This window comes from Thiomicrorhabdus indica, from assembly GCF_004293625.1.
In the GTDB taxonomy this organism is placed as follows: domain Bacteria; phylum Pseudomonadota; class Gammaproteobacteria; order Thiomicrospirales; family Thiomicrospiraceae; genus Thiomicrorhabdus; species Thiomicrorhabdus indica.
Genome location: NZ_CP033040.1, coordinates 2,620,798 through 2,638,078, shown reverse-complemented (window position 1 = coordinate 2,638,078; position 17,281 = coordinate 2,620,798). Strand labels below are relative to the sequence as shown.

The 17,281-nt window shown below is 42.7% G+C and carries 16 protein-coding genes; 9 read left to right on the top strand and 7 right to left on the bottom strand.

The annotated features are described in order from the left end of the window. Positions 1-152: 152 nt before the first annotated feature. Together aroE and hemB are read right to left on the bottom strand one after the other, a co-directional pair. Positions 153-989 (bottom strand): shikimate dehydrogenase, encoded by an 837-nt coding sequence (gene aroE, locus D9T12_RS11535; RefSeq protein WP_130538620.1) that lies wholly within the window; start codon positions 987-989, stop codon positions 153-155. 10 nt (positions 990-999) lie between these two features. Further along, on the bottom strand, positions 1,000-2,004 hold the full coding sequence (gene hemB, locus D9T12_RS11530) for a porphobilinogen synthase (RefSeq protein WP_130538307.1): 1,005 nt from the start codon (positions 2,002-2,004) through the stop codon (positions 1,000-1,002). A gap of 199 nt (positions 2,005-2,203) precedes the next feature. Between hemB and D9T12_RS11525 the strand changes: the two genes are divergently transcribed. From D9T12_RS11525 to D9T12_RS11485, 9 genes are all read left to right on the top strand, one after another. Beyond that, complete coding sequence (locus tag D9T12_RS11525; protein WP_130538306.1) at positions 2,204-2,653, top strand: hypothetical protein; 450 nt, start codon at positions 2,204-2,206, stop codon at positions 2,651-2,653. A gap of 263 nt (positions 2,654-2,916) precedes the next feature. Beyond that, positions 2,917-4,278 (top strand): sulfite dehydrogenase, encoded by a 1,362-nt coding sequence (soxC, locus tag D9T12_RS11520; protein ID WP_130538305.1) that lies wholly within the window; start codon positions 2,917-2,919, stop codon positions 4,276-4,278. After that, positions 4,265-5,341 (top strand): c-type cytochrome, encoded by a 1,077-nt coding sequence (locus D9T12_RS11515; RefSeq protein WP_130538304.1) that lies wholly within the window; start codon positions 4,265-4,267, stop codon positions 5,339-5,341. Before soxC ends, D9T12_RS11515 begins: the two co-directional genes overlap by 14 nt. A gap of 355 nt (positions 5,342-5,696) precedes the next feature. Continuing rightward, a protein-coding gene (locus tag D9T12_RS11510) for an IS3 family transposase (RefSeq protein WP_130536334.1) occupies positions 5,697-6,928 on the top strand; the annotation gives its coding sequence in 2 pieces (ribosomal slippage) (positions 5,697-6,051 and positions 6,051-6,928; 1,233 coding nt in all). 135 nt (positions 6,929-7,063) lie between these two features. Further along, a complete protein-coding gene (locus D9T12_RS11505) occupies positions 7,064-7,423 on the top strand; it encodes a DUF6746 family protein (protein WP_130538303.1) in 360 nt (119 codons plus the stop codon). Between the two features lie 232 nt (positions 7,424-7,655). Further along, on the top strand, positions 7,656-8,657 hold the full coding sequence (gene moaA / locus D9T12_RS11500; RefSeq protein WP_130538302.1) for a GTP 3',8-cyclase MoaA: 1,002 nt from the start codon (positions 7,656-7,658) through the stop codon (positions 8,655-8,657). 25 nt (positions 8,658-8,682) lie between these two features. Continuing rightward, positions 8,683-8,934, top strand: coding sequence for a molybdopterin converting factor subunit 1 (moaD, locus tag D9T12_RS11495; RefSeq protein ID WP_130538301.1), 252 nt, complete (start codon positions 8,683-8,685; stop codon positions 8,932-8,934). Between the two features lie 3 nt (positions 8,935-8,937). Continuing rightward, positions 8,938-9,414 (top strand): molybdopterin synthase catalytic subunit MoaE, encoded by a 477-nt coding sequence (gene moaE, locus D9T12_RS11490; RefSeq protein WP_240693188.1) that lies wholly within the window; start codon positions 8,938-8,940, stop codon positions 9,412-9,414. 286 nt (positions 9,415-9,700) lie between these two features. Then, complete coding sequence (locus D9T12_RS11485; protein WP_165395113.1) at positions 9,701-10,909, top strand: molybdopterin molybdotransferase MoeA; 1,209 nt, start codon at positions 9,701-9,703, stop codon at positions 10,907-10,909. 104 nt (positions 10,910-11,013) lie between these two features. Here D9T12_RS11485 and D9T12_RS11480 read toward each other — a convergent pair whose 3' ends face one another. The 5 genes from D9T12_RS11480 to D9T12_RS11460 all read right to left on the bottom strand — a co-directional run bounded on the left by D9T12_RS11480 (position 11,014) and on the right by D9T12_RS11460 (position 17,254). Continuing rightward, positions 11,014-12,372, bottom strand: coding sequence for a sensor domain-containing diguanylate cyclase (locus tag D9T12_RS11480; protein WP_130538300.1), 1,359 nt, complete (start codon positions 12,370-12,372; stop codon positions 11,014-11,016). 170 nt (positions 12,373-12,542) lie between these two features. Continuing rightward, positions 12,543-14,612 (bottom strand): TonB-dependent receptor family protein, encoded by a 2,070-nt coding sequence (locus D9T12_RS11475; RefSeq protein WP_130538299.1) that lies wholly within the window; start codon positions 14,610-14,612, stop codon positions 12,543-12,545. Positions 14,613-15,055: 443 nt separating this feature from the next. Beyond that, positions 15,056-15,262 (bottom strand): cold-shock protein, encoded by a 207-nt coding sequence (locus tag D9T12_RS11470; RefSeq protein WP_130538298.1) that lies wholly within the window; start codon positions 15,260-15,262, stop codon positions 15,056-15,058. 205 nt (positions 15,263-15,467) lie between these two features. Next, the gene (locus tag D9T12_RS11465) at positions 15,468-16,148 is read right to left on the bottom strand and encodes a Fe2+-dependent dioxygenase (RefSeq protein ID WP_130538297.1); all 681 of its coding nucleotides are present in this window, start codon (positions 16,146-16,148) and stop codon (positions 15,468-15,470) included. Further along, complete coding sequence (locus tag D9T12_RS11460; RefSeq protein ID WP_130538296.1) at positions 16,136-17,254, bottom strand: alpha-hydroxy acid oxidase; 1,119 nt, start codon at positions 17,252-17,254, stop codon at positions 16,136-16,138. The genes D9T12_RS11465 and D9T12_RS11460 overlap by 13 nt, the downstream gene beginning before the upstream one ends. Between the last annotated feature and the right edge of the window lie 27 nt (positions 17,255-17,281).

Sequence of the window (17,281 nt, the reverse complement as noted above, 5' to 3'; positions counted from 1 at the left end):
TTCAAAGCTCCGCTATGCCTTGCTGCAAAAGCTTTTTTTGTGATACGTTGCTCATTTACGTAAATGTAAACTCCGCTACGTTTCTCGAATAAAAAAACTTTTTCGCAGTGACCTAGCGAGCTTTGATTGTTTTTGCCTACTAAGCCCTTGTGTTATTTCATCTCTTTACGAACTTGGTCGATAACCGGTTGTGTTTCTGGGCGAACACCTCGCCACAGGTAAAACGCTTCGGCTGCTTGGCCAACCAGCATTCCCAATCCATCCATTACACTACAATTGGGTTGATGTTGTTTTGCCCAGTTCACAAATATTGTTGGTTCATTGCCATACATCATGTCATACACTAAGCTGTCTGGCTTTAACACCTGTTCCGAAATAGGTGGTAGCTTATTATCTAGGCTGGCTGAAGTACCATTAATAATAATGTCATAGCCTTTATCTATTGGAATTTCATCCCAACCGCTTCCGCTGACGGGAATATCCGTTTTAAAGCGCTGTCCTAAAACTTCTGCGCGTTTGGCAGTGCGATTCGCAATGTGAATGCTTGCTGGATACTTTTCCAGAAGCGGTTCAAGAATGCCTTGCACTGCGCCACCAGCACCTAAAATCAAAACACGCTGATCCTTAAAAGGGCGTTGACCATTTACTTCTATGTCATTTACTAACCCGATACCATCCGTATTGTCGCCAGTGGTTGTACCATCGTCATTGAAAATAAATGTGTTGATGGCGTGTGCACTCTCGGCGCGGCTGGATTTGTTGTCGGCATATTCAAAGGCATCGAGCTTAAAAGGCACAGTGATATTAATGCCTTTATAACCACGGTTTTTCAAATCTGCCATAGCGTATTTAAACGAAGTTTCTTCATTATCAATGAGAATCGCCTCATAAGTGAGGTCTTGCCCAGTCTGCTCTGCAAACAAACGATGAATGAGAGGCGATTTTGAATGGCCAATTGGATAGCCGACGACTGCATATTTATCGGTCATTACTTTGCCCTCAATGCGATTCATTTAACCAGATTGCTGCGTTCTTGGCATAGTAAGTTAGGATGCCATCCGCTCCGGCTCGTTTGCAAGAAAGCAATGTTTCTAGCACCACGGGTTTTTCGTCAATCCAGCCGTTTTGTGCGGCCGCTTTAAGCATCGCGTATTCACCACTCACATGATAAACATAGGTAGGTGCTTTGAATTCATTTTTGATGTCGCGAACAATATCCAAATAAGGCACGCCTGGTTTAACCATCACCATATCGGCACCTTCGTTTAAGTCCAGTGCGACTTCGTGCAAGGCTTCATTTCGATTCGCAGGGTCCATTTGATAAGTGTGTTTGTTGCCTTTGCCCAAGTTGCCTGCTGAACCGACTGCGTCACGGAAAGGACCATAGTAGCTCGAAGCGTATTTTGCAGAGTACGCCATGATTCGAGTATTAATATGACCGTGATCTTCAAGGAGCTCTCGAATTTCAATAATACGGCCATCCATCATATCGGATGGTCCAATGACGTCAGCGCCCGCTTCGGCATGTGATAAGGCTTGTTGCATCAGGGCATCAATTGTGTCGTCATTTAACACATAACCGTCTTCATCAATAATGCCATCTTGGCCATGGGTGGTGAACGGGTCTAGTGCCACATCCGTCATAATACCAAGTTCTGGTACCGCTTCTTTTACGGCTCGAACCGCACGTTGGGCCAGTCCATCAGGGTTATAAGCTTCTGCAGCATCCAGTGATTTAACATGTGACGGTGTGACAGGAAAAAGGGCAATCATTGGAATGCCAAGTTCAAAAACTTCTTGCGCCTCTTTGACTAAAAGATCAATTGATAAACGCTCCACGCCAGGCATAGAGGGAACGGCTTCTCGCTGGTTATCACCTTCAATAACAAACATTGGCAAAATTAAATCGTCTGCGGTGAGCGTGGTTTCGCGCATTAGGCGGCGAGAAAAATTATCTTTGCGCATGCGGCGCATACGGGTGATCGGAAATTGTCGATTAATCATGAGAAACTCCAATAATTCTGTGTGCCAAGCATAATACCGTTGAAACGTGCAAATGCAAAGTGTGTAAAGGGGGGAAGGGGTGTTTGAATCCTTTACCGGCCGGTAAAAACTCGGAGCATGGAGATTGGATGAAGAAGTTCTTTATAACTGGGTTATCAATTCTATAATGCAATAGGTTTTCAAATCGCAGGACATATTTATGTTGGATGATATTGGTTTTACGTTTTTTAGCCGGCCGGTGGCAGATAAGTTTGTTGCATTTTGCGAGCAAATTAAGGTGCGTGCTCGAATTCAGTTTGAAGAGACGTTTTCAGGAGAGTCAGCTTATCAGGTGGAGCTTTTGAATACGATTGATGAAGCTTTGTTAGAACAGCTTGAAGAGTGCTATAGCGAACTTTTGTTTGGCGAAGAGGCGGCGAATATTGAGGGGAATGATGAGCAAGGTGCGTTGGCGGATGCATGTGGTGTGCAAGTGCAATTGCAATCAGGACAATTTACCACAGTGGCTATTGAGCCAGAGATTATGAATAAAATTCTTTCAGTATTGAGTATTGATGAATTACAAAGTTTTTTGGCGCAAGTGGCAGAGGATATTGAAAATCCGAAATCAGGTCCAATCTGTTCTCGGAAGCCTGATAACACTATATAGTGTGTTGATCAATGGAATAACAGATTTTTGTGATGGGTGATAGAGGTTTCCCTTATCGGGTATAAAAAAATTATATAAGCAAATCCTAATTTTTATTGAGTTAAAGCTTGCAGTTGGTTGGGTCTAAACTTATTATAATCGGCCAGCAATAAATCATTGGTCATCGATGACGCCTAAACTTCGCATGACTAAACACACTAAAAAATAACTCTTGAATCTGGGGTATTGCTGTTAATTACAGTAAAGCCGTCAAGGAGCAATAAATGACAGATACAAACGTAGACAAGGTTGCGGTTCAGACTGAAGACAGTCGCAATCAAGGCCGTCGTGCGTTCCTAAAAGGAACTGCGGCCGTAGCTGGTGGTGTAATGTTCACCAAAGCAGCTAGCGCAGCAGATGGTGCAGGTTTCGATCCTAAGAAAGCTGTAGCCCCATACGCTGGTAAAGAAGAAATCACAGAAGTACTACAAGATGGTGCTGCTCGTAAATCACTCGGTTTCGGTGTTCGTAAATACCCATACGGTATGCCTTCTCCATTTGAGAAAGAAGTACAACGTCGTACACTTGAGTGGTTGACTCCAGATTCAATGGCGTCTATCACAATGACTCCATTACAAAGCCTACACGGTATCATCACGCCAAACGGTCTTCATTTTGAACGTTTCCACGGTGGTGTACCAACAATCAATCCTGATGACCACCGTCTAGTAATCCACGGTTTAGTTGAGCGTCCGCTTATCTTTACTATGGATGATCTAAAACGTTTCCCATCAATCTCTCGTATTCACTTCGTAGAATGTCCTGCGAACGGTGCGATGGAATGGAAAGGGGTTCAGTTGAACTCAGTACAATGGACTCACGGTATGATGTCTTGTGTTGAGTACACAGGTGTTCGTCTATCTGATCTTCTAAAAGAAGCTGGAATTAAACCAGAAGGTAAGTGGTTAATTCCTGAAGGTGCCGATGCTGCAGGTCTTACGCGTTCAATTCCAATTGATATCGCAATGGATGACTGTTTTGTTGCTTACGCACAGAATGGTGAAGCGCTTCGTCGTGAACAAGGTTACCCAATTCGTTTGGTTGTACCTGGTTGTGAAGCGAACATGTGGGTTAAATACCTACGTCGTATCCAAGTACATGATGTTCCTGCACAGCACCGTGAAGAAACTTCTAAATACACTGAGCTTATGCCAGATGGTACTGCACAACGTTTCTCATGGTACATGGAACCAAACTCAGTTATCACTTACCCATCTCCTGACTTCAAAATGCAAGGTCCTGGTAAATACTACGTTCGTGGTCTTGCTTGGTCTGGTCGTGGTAAAGTTGCACACGTTGATATTTCATTCGACGGTGGTAAAAACTGGAAAGAAGCGCACTTTACTTCTCCTGTTCTTGATAAAGCTTGGACTCGTTTCGAGATCGAATGGGATTGGGATGGTTCTGAAGCGTTCCTAATGAGCCGTGTTACAGATGAAACAGGCTATGTTCAACCACCAATGCCACAAATGCGTAAGCTTGAAGGTACGAACAACGTTTACCACCGTACAGCGATGGTTACATGGCGCGTACACGCTTGGAACAACGGCAAAGACGGAGGCATGATTGAAAATGTTCAGTACTAAGAAAACCTTAATCGCGGCTTCTGTTGCGACTCTATTCACAGGCTCTGCATTTGCAATGTCTGGTTCAGATGGCGGTTCAACAGCTGCATCTGGTGAAATGATTGATGGTAAATACGCTGCAAACTACGAAGAAATCATTCGTGCCGCAGACGGTAAATACCTAGATAAAGAAGTGATTGAAGCAATCCTTGGTAAAGACGCTGCGCACGGTCGTGACGGTCTTTCTGGTAAGCTTGATCCTGCAAACCCATACTCGTTTGAAGTTGATGATTCAATCGATGGTGGTACTCACGGTAACACTCAATGTAAAGTTCCAGCAGCATTCATCGAAGTACATGATGAAGTAGCGAAAAACTACCACAACGATTCTGACTACGTTGCGCGTGGTTTCGGTACGCCAATCGCAGAATCTGCGGTTCAAGCGAAGTGGAACATTACGGTTGATGGTGATGGTAACAACCTACCAGATCCTTCTGTCGGTATGACTGTTGAAGAAGGTGGTAAGCTTTACGTTCAGTACTGTGGTATGTGTCACGGTGAATTCGGTGAAGGTGCGAAAGGTTATCTACCTCTAGCAGTTGAAGAATCACTAGTAACGTCTGATTTCTTCGATCCTGCACCAATGAAAACTGTTGGTAACTACTGGCCGTATGCGGTAACGTTCTTCGATTACATCCGTCGTACTATGCCTTTCTGGACTCCAAATGCACCATTTATCGGTGATGCGGGTTACATGGGTATGACAGGTTACATCATGCAATCTAACTACATTCCAATCGATGAGAACGGAACTGAGTTAGAAGATGATGACTTCTATAACTCAGAATTGTTGATGAAAAACAACAAGTTCATGAAGAACCAAGGTAACTTCTTCTGTGATCACCGTCCAGTTATCCACAACGCTCGTTGTATGGAAAACTGTGCAGACGAGCAAGTAGGTGATGGTAAAGGTGATATCAACAACTACCGTCAAGCACGTCTACTACCAGATGGTACTCCTCAGTACAACGTTCCAGAGCGTTTGCATGAAGATCCGCCAGGTGTTGGTCACGCAGGTATGTAATTTTTGACAACTTAAGAAGTCGCTATTTTTTGTGATCTCTTTGTTGGAAAATGGTCACCTAGTTAATCTAGGCTCCCATTTCCCGCCTCGATCTCACAAATCTAGCAACTCTTAAGAGAGTCAAAAAGATTACTAGAAACCCGCAACTTCTTTGAAGTTGCGGGTTTTGTTGTTTAAAGGCTTGGAAATTGTAAGTTTAGAGAATTGCAGCCTTGCCTTAACACCGTGCAAAGTTTTGGAAAACCCAAATTACATATAGAAAAGCCCGATAAGTTTTCTTATCGGGCTTTTTGTGTTTTTAGTGACCCGTCCTAAATAAGATTGACACTTTTTCTGAACCGAAAAGGAAAAAGTAATGTCTTCAAACACTAAGCGCACACAGCGCGATTATTCCCTCGCTTTTAAATTGTCCGTTGTAGACCAAGTCGAAAAAGGCGAAATGACTTATAAACAAGCGCAAGCACATTATGGTATCCAAGGACGATCTACCGTTTTAGTTTGGCTTAGAAAGCATGGTAAGTTAAATTGGTCTGACGCCAACGCCATTAACCGACATCTTCGAGGAATCATTATGCCGACGACTAAAGCTGAAAAGACGCCAGAGCAGCGCATTAAAGAGCTTGAACAAGAACTCGCCGAAGAAAAACTCAAAGCCCAATTCTTTGAAGGCGTCGTCAAAGTCATGAAAGAGGACTTTGGAGTTAGCTTGACAAAAAAGCGGTTAGCCGAGTTATCGATCAAAAACAGATCCAAGGGCTCAACATAAGCAATGCTTGTCGATTCTTACAGATAAGCCGTCAGGCTTACTACCAAGGATTACAAAGGCAGCGGCTCAAAGAAAAGCAATACCGGATGATTCTGGATTTTGTACAAGCGATACGTATCAGCCAGCCGCGGATTGGTACCCGAAAGCTACACAACTTGCTATTAGCTAAAGCCCAAGAAGGATTGAAGATTGGACGAGACAAGTTGTTTGACTTGTTACGTTGGCAGCGTTTATTAGTGCCTAATAAGCGAGCCTATCATAAAACCACGCACAGTCATCATCGGTTTTATAAGCACCCCAATCTCATCAAAGAGCAGGGGCAAAGGCGTTTAGCCAAAGCGCCAGAGAAACTCTGGGTTGCAGACATTACCTATTTACCAGTACAACACGGCCAGGCCTATCTCAGCTTAGTCACCGATGCCTGTTCTCGTAAGATCGTTGGCTACCATGTGCACGACACTTTGCATGCTCAACCAGTCCTTCAGGCATTAAAGAACGCAGTGAAAAATAGATTAGGAAAAGGGGCACTCATTCATCACTCGGATAGAGGGATTCAGTACTGTTCAAAACCTTATCAAGTGTTCCATGAAAAACATGGCATTATCTGTTCGATGACGGATGGTTATGATTGCTATCAAAACGCTTTGGCGGAGAGAGTGAACGGGATTCTGAAGAATGAGTTTTTATTAACCAAGCCAAAGGATGTTGATCAGGCTCGACAAATGGTGAAAGAGTCGATTGAAATCTACAATACTCAACGTCCACACTTGGCGTTAAAATACAAAACGCCCGATGAAGTTCATCGAGCGTTTTTTACCTGAAAAAAGTGTCAACTTATTTCAGGACGGGACATAGAGGTAACGTTGTTGTTTAAGTATTTTGTAAAGGTCCTTAATAGTGTTTTTACCGGCCGGTAACTAAAATAGTATGGCTACAAAATGAAAGGGCACACAAAAATGAAAAAAATTGTTCTAACTTCTACCTTAATGGCTTTGGCAACAGCTTCAGTTGCCAGTGACGACAAACACTTTAAAGGCAAGATGCCAACAACTTATGAACAGGCTCAAGAATATCTTGTTGAAAGTAAAGCCAAGCTGGCAGCGATATTGGCAGATGGAAACGTTTCGAGGGTTGAAATGGGAGAAATTCATCAGCTGACTTATAGTCTTGAAAATGCATTGGAGTTTATGGAAGAGGAAATTGAACAGATTCAAGAAACACTCGAACGGGTGCATAAAGGGTCTGAGCGTGGTACGAATGCACAGGTGTTTCAAGATGCCCAACAGTTTTTGAATAATTCAGATGTTCTTCATTAAAAACAAGATTTAACCCTTGGATATAAGGGCTTTTAGAAGCCCTTTATTCCAATCGTAATTTACATAGGAATTTTTGTGTAAATTCTTGAATAAATTCTCACTATTCTTTAATTAATAAAATAAATAAGCATTTTCTTATATCAATTTGATTTTTACGTCTGCTTCTTTATAATGCGTTATTCCCAGCCGGAGATAACGATATAAACTTTACCGGCCGGTAAAAGGCTGCATTATGAAAAAATCTTTAATTGATCCATTCCAACGCAAAATTGAATATGTACGCGTGTCGGTGACCGACTTGTGTAACTATCGGTGCGGTTACTGCATGCCTGAACAAGGTGTGCACCCAGACGGCCATCATGCGGAATATCTTTCGTATGAAGAACTCGCGCGAGTTATTAAAGCATTTACCAATCTGGGAGTTTCAAAAGTCCGTTTAACTGGCGGAGAACCGCTTGTACGCAAACGACTGTATGAATTGGTGGAAATGATTTCTCCACTAGAAGGTCTGGAAGATATTGCACTTTCGACTAATGCTCATCATCTTGGTCGTGAGGCTGAAGCGTTAGTCAAAGCGGGTGTGCACCGCTGCAATATTTCAATTGATTCTTTACGCCCACAACGCTTTAACAAAATTACTCGTGGTGGCGATCTGGAAAAAGTACTCTCCGGCGTGGATAAGGCGTTAGAAGTGGGGATGAAGCCAGTGAAATTCAATATGGTCGTTATGAAAGGCACCAATGACGATGAAATTGAAGCTATGGTAGATTACGGTATAGAGAAAGGCGTGGAAGTTCGTTTTATTGAAACTATGCCCATTGGGCCAGCGGGCGTTTCGATGATGGATCAACACTACGCGGCGGAAAAAATTCTAAAACGCGTCAAAGATCACGTTGGAGTCGACTTGATTCCTTCGACCGACCGCTCCGATGCAGGGCCGGCGCGCAATTTTAAGATTTCAGGAACAGATGCGCGCATTGGTGTGATTTCAGCAGTATCCAATCATTTCTGCGACAGTTGTAATCGTGTTCGATTGACGGCGCGAGGAGTGCTGGCCTTATGCCTTGGGCAGGAAGATTCGGTCGACTTGCGTACTCCACTTCGGGATGGTTGTAGTGATGAAGAGTTAGAACAAATTATTATTGCGGCGATAGCCAAAAAACCGGAACGTCATTTCTTTAGGGAAAACGTCCACAATATCGAATTTAGACAAATGGTTCAATTGGGCGGTTAAGCTCACTGTTGAGAGGAAATTGAATATGTTGAATATTTTGTATTTTGCGAGTTTTCGAGAAGTATTAGGTCAAGCGCAAGAACAATTGCCGTCGGATTCCTTTAAAACCGTCAACTGTCTTTTGAATAGCTTGGCAGAGCGTGGAGAAGCTTGGCAGCAAGCATTAGCGCACAATGAAAATCTGCAAATTGCGGTGAATCATGATGTGGCAAACCGTAATACAGAAATCAAAGCCGGTGATGAAATCGCCTTTTTTCCTCCGGTCACGGGGGGGTAATCGGTGAGTAATCCTGAACCGATGTTTCCAAATATTCGTATTTGTGAAGAAGACTTTGATTTGACGACTGAGGCGGCCAAGCTACGCGAAGGTCATAAAGACATTGGTGCGGTGGTGACTTTTGTAGGTACAGTACGAGACATTAATGAAGGTGATGAAGTTTCTATTTTAGAGTTGGAACACTATCCGGGAATGACTGAAAAGGCGTTGGAAAAAATTCGTCTGCAAGCTCATGAACGTTGGAGCTTGGAAGCCAGTTCGATTATTCATCGTATTGGCAAAATGTACCCGTGCGATCAGATTGTAATGGTGGCTGTTGCCAGCCGTCATCGCGAAAATGCATTTCATGCAGCACACTTTATTATGGACTATCTTAAAACCAATGCGCCTTTCTGGAAAAAAGAAACCTTGCCAGATGGAATTGAGCGTTGGGTAGATGCCAGAATTTCGGATTCTGAAGCTCATAAACGTTGGGATTAATCGTTTTATGGTTCGTTTTTTTGTATTAGCAAAGAAATGAACCAAACGAAGATCTTGTCGAAGACCCAAGAAAGAAAACAGCTCCTGCTACGTTCTTGGAAATTCACTAAGCTTGCATTTTGATGTCTCATAACTCGCTTGTAAACCAGCTCGGACAAATTCGACGCTTTTTCAAAATGCGTTCGCTAAGTGAATCTATCCAATCTCCTTCAAAGGAGAGGTTATGTGTGCGAGCCTTCCAATTATCACTAATAATTTCAAATATCTAATGAAAGCAAAATAAAACATGAAAACTTTTGATGAAACGCTTTATGCCTTACTGAACGATGTTCAGGTCACCACTCAAACTGAAACCATTAATGTCGCTGATGGGCTTTATCGCATTTTAGCTCAAGATATTACTTCGAGTGTGAATGTCCCCCCTCATGACAATAGTCAGATGGACGGTTATGTTCTACATTCGTTTGACTTAGAGCATGCGGATACGTTTCCGGTGAGTCAGCGCATTGCTGCTGGTGAAGTCGGTAAAGAGCTTGAGCACGGTTCGATTGCCAGAATCTTCACAGGTGCACCAATACCGGCCGGTGCCAATCAAGTGGTGATGCAAGAAGACACCGAAGAAGTTGATGGCAAAATTCAGATCAGAGTCAAAGCAACCCCAGGTGAGTATATTCGTAAAAAAGGCGAAGACATTACCTCTGGCCAAACCATTCTCAAAGCTGGTACGCGTTTACGGCCTCAAGAGCTAGGGTTGATTAGTTCGATTGGTATTGGCCAAATTGAAGTTTATCAGCCGTTGAAAATTGCAACCTTTACCACCGGCGATGAATTGCTTGAACCGGGTGAAGCAGCAGAAGAAGGTAAAATCTATAATGCCAATCGCTACACTTTGAGTGGTTTGATTCCTCAGCTTGGTTTTGAATTGATTGATTTAGGGCGTGTGGAAGACTCATTAGATTCGACTGTATCGGCTATGAAAAAAGCAGCGGACATGGCTGATATTGTTATGACCACTGGAGGTGTGTCGGTTGGTGAAGAAGACCATATTAAACCAGCGATTGAACAGCTCGGTGAGTTGTATACTTGGAAAGTCAAAATGAAACCAGGTAAGCCGTTGGCGTATGGTCGTTTGAAAACGGATAAAGGCGTTGTGCCGTTCTTTGGGTTGCCGGGCAACCCAGTGTCCGCCTTTGCGACCTTTAAACTGTTTGCGCGTCCGTATTTGATGAAAATGCAGGGTACTACACAAATCAAAACCAATCCAATTTGGTTGGCAGCCGATTTTGATTGGCCAAAAGCCAATTTTCGTCGTGAGTTTCTGCGTGCACGCATTACCAATAAGCGTCAAGAATCGGTGGTGGAGATTTTCCCAAACCAAAGTTCAGGGGTTTTGATGTCTGCTTCCTGGGCAGAAGGGTTTGCGGTAATTCCAGAGGATACGACGATTGCTAAAGGTGATACGGTGGCGTTTTATCCGTTTTCGACCTTTGTGTAGCATGTCGCTAGCCAATAATAATTCTTTAGGGTCTATTAAAAGACTTTAAACGTGTATCAAAAAACGCCCCATTTAACGATGGGGTGTTTTTTAGTTGGTTAGTTTCAATCAAGCGTTTTGTGTACGATGCAGTTTCTGCCTGCATTTTTAGCCTCATAAAGCTGCTTGTCAACTAGAGCAAATAGCTCATGGTTGGGTTGTTTACAAGGAGGTTTAAAGCAAATAGATCCACAACTAACACTTAGTGATAAAGGGTGCTTGCTATTAGCGCAGAAGCTATGGATTTCCACGGCTTTGCGAATGCGTTCGGCTAACGATTCTGCTCCTCCCGGTTGTTTATCAAGTGTAACGACCGCAAATTCCTCTCCACCCCAACGATAGGTGGTTTCTTCAGTTCTAGCGGTTTCTGTAATCAGTTCTGAGATTTCTTTTAAAACTTTGTCGCCAATTAAGTGGCCATAGGTGTCATTAACTTTTTTAAAATAGTCGACATCGATTAATACTAGTCCAACCCAGTAATTATGCCGTTCTGCAAAGGCGATATTTTTAGAGAACTCGAGTTCAAAAGAGCGTTTGTTGGGCATGCCTGTTAAAACGTCCGATGTGGCTAGGCGGATAAATTCGTCTTCAATCACATTCAATAAAGTTTCACTGACGACTTGGGAGTGGACTTCCATTTCATTGAGTAGTTCAACCACTTTTTCTGGCTGTTTTAAATCTGAATGCTCAATGGCTAAGGCGCCGAGTTGGTGAATACGTTTGTGTGAGTGATGAAATTTATCGAGTTCCTTTTCGGGAATAAGGCCTTCACCCTCTGCAGCTAGCCATTTAGCAAGACGACACTTGGTATGAGAAATTTCTATCTCGTCAGAGAAGTTTCTTTCACCTAAAGCAGCTGAAAAAGCATTGAATTTCCAATTCAGGTGGTCAAGAAAAGGTTGTATCAATGCTTGAGGAGGCTCCATAGAGAGTAAGCCAAAAGAACGTTTAATGCGCTTGAGTTCATTTTCAGCATGAAAACGCATACGTTCGACTTCATCCGAGATTTGATAAACGGTCGCAACAATTGATTGGGACATGTCTAAAACGTGACACAAGCCTTTGGCAAGATTGTGTGATGCCACTTTTTCTGAATAGAGGATTAAAAGCTTTCGAATATGACTTATTAACAAAAGCGATTTTGATTGTGTAAGTCCACATAAGCGCCAGTGCATTGCTTGGCGGTATTGAATGACGTAGAAGTCGTAGCCGTAACTTCCAGAAATAATGGTCGTGAAATACTCCGGCAACATGACCTCAAGGGTATCTTCATCACATTTGATATTGTATTTTTTTAGCCAGGTTTTAATGGCACTTTCAAAATCGTGGGTGTTTTTTTGCAAAAACTCGTGGTAGTCAACAATCTCCAATAATTCAATACTTGAAAGGGTGACCATTTCTTGAAGACGCTGAAAATTTAACATAGATAACCAGTCCTGATTTTATTTCAGCGGGCATTTTAGCGTTAAATGTGAGAGGCAAGTGCAAAAAATATTTATCAGTAAGCTAGATTGATTTTGGGGGTGGGGATGTATTTTTTAAGTTGCAACCAAAACAATTGTTTTGGTTGCAACTCTTGAAATGAGATAGGGAGTTAGAATTTATATTTAGCGCCTAACTCAAAGTTACGCTCTGGTCCTGCATAGATCCCTTGACGCAAGCCAGCAATGTAACGTTCATCGGTTAGGTTTTTCACCGAACCAAACACTTTAAATTGCTTGTTGACGTCATAGCTAGCATGGAAATCTAATGTCGTATAAGAGTCTAACTTACCTCCCCAGATTCCACCCGCGGCACCAGTAGGTAAATTGACAGTGTTTGAGCTGTCAGCGAATTGAGAGTCAGAATGGTGTACAGCAAGAGCTGTTTTTAGGCCATTATTTTGATAGCTGATTTCCAAGTTAGCAAGAATTTCAGGTGAGTAGCTAATGCGATTGCCTTTATTGTCGCCACTTTCAAACTCAGAAGTCGGGATCCACGTAAAGTTACTATCCATTCTCCAGCCGGAGCCAAAGTTATAACCAAGCACTAATTCTGCACCACGGTGAAGGGTAGAGCCACCATTTTGTTTAGAAAGGTTTGGATCAGAGTTACCATCAACAACTTGGTTTGAGAAATCCATTTGGAAAGCAACGACTTCAAAGTTTAATTGGTCTTTTTGACCTCGAATCCCTAGCTCAAGATTGTTAGAGCGTTCGGCATCAAGCTGCTGGTCTGTTAAACCATCTAAAGCGGCCGCGTTTTCTGCTGGAGAAAAGGCTTTGTAAGCACTCGCAAATATCTGGGTAGAGTCAGTTAATTGATAGGTCATACCGATACCTGGTAGTAATTCAGTATTGTCGGTTGACTCTTCTGCGTTATTGTCCGTCAGGATTTTTCGAGTTTGCTCATAGGATTCTATACGCAGGCCTGGTGTTACACTCAAGCGATCCGTTACGTCAAAGCGGTTTTGTGCAAACACAGCAAAACTCTTCGCTGTATCTTGGCGGTGACGGTCATTGATTCCAGTTCGGTCTTGGTCACGCGTTGCACGAATACGGGTATCGTTTGAGCTTTCGACAAAATAGCGAATCCCAAATTCTGCTTCATTGTTCATATCAAGTAAGTTGTGATTCAGGCTGAGTCTGGAATCAAAACCGGCACGTTCAAAGGAGCGATTGTTACCGGTTAGGTCATCGGTGTACACCCATCGGCCGGCAAGGTTTGAGGCGTCCGTGTCTACACTGTAACGCCAATAATCACGACTGACTTCACTCCAGTAAATGACTGTTTTTAATAAGGCTTTGTCATTGATGTCCCATTCGTGGTTGATATCAACCGACTTTCTTTCCGTTAGATAATAATCATCGGGTGCGGGGTTATAACTTGCCCCTTTCAGATAGTCTTCGAGGAACAACCCTCGGTATGAAATATTGGCATCATTTTTATAATAGCCAACTTTGACACCGATCCACTGATCGTTTTTGAGTTCCATGCCGCCTTTAATCATCAAGTCGTCCATTTGATAATCTTTATCTTGGAAACCATCACTGTCTGCATGGGTATAAATGACTCCCATTTGCCCGTCACCTGACTTAGACACGGCTCCAGCTTCAATGGTTGCCTCTTTAAGTCCAAATGACCCAACTCGGCCAGAAACAGCGACACCTTCTTCAGGTGTTTTCGATTGATAGTTAATCACCCCACCAATGGTTGATGGGCCATAGCGCAAAGACGAGGCGCCTTTTAAGACCTCAATACTTTCAATGTGTTGAATACGTGGGTTGTAATATCGGCCATTGCCAATAAACAAGCCGGGGGCAACTGGAACACCATCTTCCAAAATTAAGGTTTTAGTTTCTGCTGCACTTAAACCTCGAAGCCCGATATTGGCCACCACTGCAGATTCTTCCTCGCCCTTAATGTTGACCCCAGCAACGCGTTTCAGTGCGTCTTCAGTGGACAAGGGCTGTTGAAGTTCCAACTGTTCTTTATTGATGACTTTTACCGAGCCTGCTTGTTCTAGCTCGGCCTGTGGGGCTGAATCAATGATGCTGATACGAGGCAGTTGCATGGTGGTTTCTGCAATCGCTGCTTGGCTTGCAAAGCCTGACGCAATAATTAAAGAAATCGCTGCGGAGAGTGGTTTATTTGAGTTTGACTTTGAAAAAACGGTCCCTGTCATGTTGCTTTCCTTTTACTGGTTCACGTCTCTATTTCTGTTTCAACTTCCGTTATTGGGGTTTGGTGAAACGACGAAATTTCATAATTTGAGAATGATTTATTAATAAATATAAAACTGATAATGATTCGCATTTTATTTATAAATTAATTAATGTCAAGGAAATAATAATGATTCGTATTTAGTGGTGAGAATAATGCACTGTGAAGCATTCTTGAAACACTAATTGACCACGGCAATTTAAGAAATGCAGATGAGCAAAGCGTTTTGTTAAAGGTCAAACATGAATCGAGACTAAATTAAAAGGCTCATGAAAAAAGACTAAGAAAAAGAGAAGTTAGAGTTTACAGAGACGGCTGTAGGTAAGAATTTTGGAATATGGCGCGAAAAATGATAGGAGAGATGGGAAAAAAGCCAGTTCGAAAACTGGCTTTATGACTTAAATTTTAGTGTGCTTTTACGTTTGTTGCACATGGACCCTTAGGACCATCACCAACTTCATAGCTCACGTCTTGACCGTCTTTCAAAGTTCTGAAACCACCGTCATTTTGAATTTGTGAATGGTGAACGAAAAGATCTTTACTACCATCCTCTGGTGTAATAAATCCGTAACCTTTCTCTTCGCTGAACCACTTAACTGTACCTTTGATCATAATATACTCGATGTAATAGGGTGAATAACTTACGCCGATCCTCCCTATCACCATCCGGAAGTCGGTCTTGAAAATTCAATAACTTATTGAACAGCTACCAGTATACAGAGATATTTACAAAAAGGCGGAAAGTACTTAATTTAATTGCTGATTTTCATAAAATTTTCAGGTGATTGACCCAAAATTGCAATGAAGTTAATGAGATTTACTTGGTCCAGCATCTTAATAAGTTGTGATAAAGCTCTGTTAACTGCTGTACTTGCTCATGTTCATCTGTCAGTTCCAAGCGAAGGGTTTGAATGCTGTTATCGAGCTGATAAAGCATTGCGCGATTTTTGGAGTCTTGTACCAAGCTTTGAATCCACATGAAACTGGCAATTCTTTGACCTTTGGTCACCGGTAATACCTGATGCAGTGCCCCTGAGTCATATAAAATCATATCACCCGCATTCAGCTTTATTTCTTGTACGCCCATACCCGTGTCAATTTGCAGTGCGCCACCCTCATAACTTTCCGGATCGTTTAAAAATAAAGTCGCAGATAAATCTGCTCGCATTTGCACCGGCCGGTAAGGATGTTGAAGGATAGCATTATCTACGTGTGCGCCATAAAAACCACCGTTTTGATAGAGGTTGAATTTTGGTGGATAGAAAATATTGGGTAATGCATGACTGACAAATTCGGGTGTTTGGATTAATCTTTGCTCAACGTCCTGACTTAATTGTTGTGCGATTTCCTGTTGATCATCTAGTTGAAGGTTTTGCTTGACGCGTTGGGCAAGAGTTCCAGCGGTAAGAGCGCCGTCAATCCACTTTCCTTGCTCTAATTGTTGACGAATTTCAGCGCATTCTGTGGCAGAAAAAACGTGATTAATCACTTGAAACATTGCTGAGTCTCCCAAAGTTGTCGTGATGAAATCGCTTGTAATGTTTCACAACCGCAAAGAGCCATGGTCATTTGCAGCTCTTCGGTAAGTAGTTTCAATAGGTGTACGATGCCCATTGCACCGCCCACCGCTAAAGCATATAGCTGTAGGCGACCGATTAAAACCGCGTCAGCACCAATGGCCAAGGCTTTAAAGATATCCTGTCCGCTGCGAATGCCGCTGTCTAATAAAAGAGTCATTTCACTTCCAACAGCTTGGCGAATCTGCGGCAAAACTTCGATACTGCTTGGTATTCCTTCAAGCGCTCGACCCCCATGATTAGAGACAATCAAGCCATCTGCACCGAGCTGTTTTAAACGTAACGCTTGTTGCGGATTGATAACGCCTTTGATCCAAACAGGTAGTTCTAATTGCTGGCAATAGGTGATTAATTGTTCAAGTGATTGCCAGTTTAATGCCTGGGACATAATTCCTTGAAAAACATAACTGTCTTTCTCAGAAAGGTTAGCAAGTTCTACCGGCCGGTAAGGTTTGAGATTGTTTGGTACTGAGGTTGGCAGTTGGAAACCTAAATGTTTGGCTTTGAGTGAAACTTGCTGTATCGGGGTGTCAATCGTGATGACAATCGCTTGATAGCCACTATCTTTGGCTCGCTGGATTAAATCTAAAGAATCATTTAGTTCTGGTTGAGCATACAATTGAAACGCTTTCCAGCCGCTAGAATTTTCTGAGATGGTTTCTAAATCATAGCTAGAAAGTGTACTTAAAACGATACCTTGATTAATCGCTTCAGCTGCTTGGGCACTGGCGACTTCACCGAGCTCATGCACCATTGCTTGTTGAGCGACCGGAGCGAGCAAAATAGGCGCGGAAAAAGTATGATCTTGATAGCTCCATTGACAGTGGCCTTGTGAGACATCTTCTAGGCTATTTGGCATGATTGTCGTTTGTTCAAATGCTGTGCGATTGCGCTGTAAGGTAATTTCTTGGCCACTGCCTCCAGAAATATAGGCAAACAAAGCTTCATCAAGTTTGGTCTGAGCAAGTGCTTCAAAATCTTGCGCACACAAAACGTGACGTTGTAGTTCTTGATAGTCATCAAACATGATTTTTTCGCCTTAAAAAATAAAACT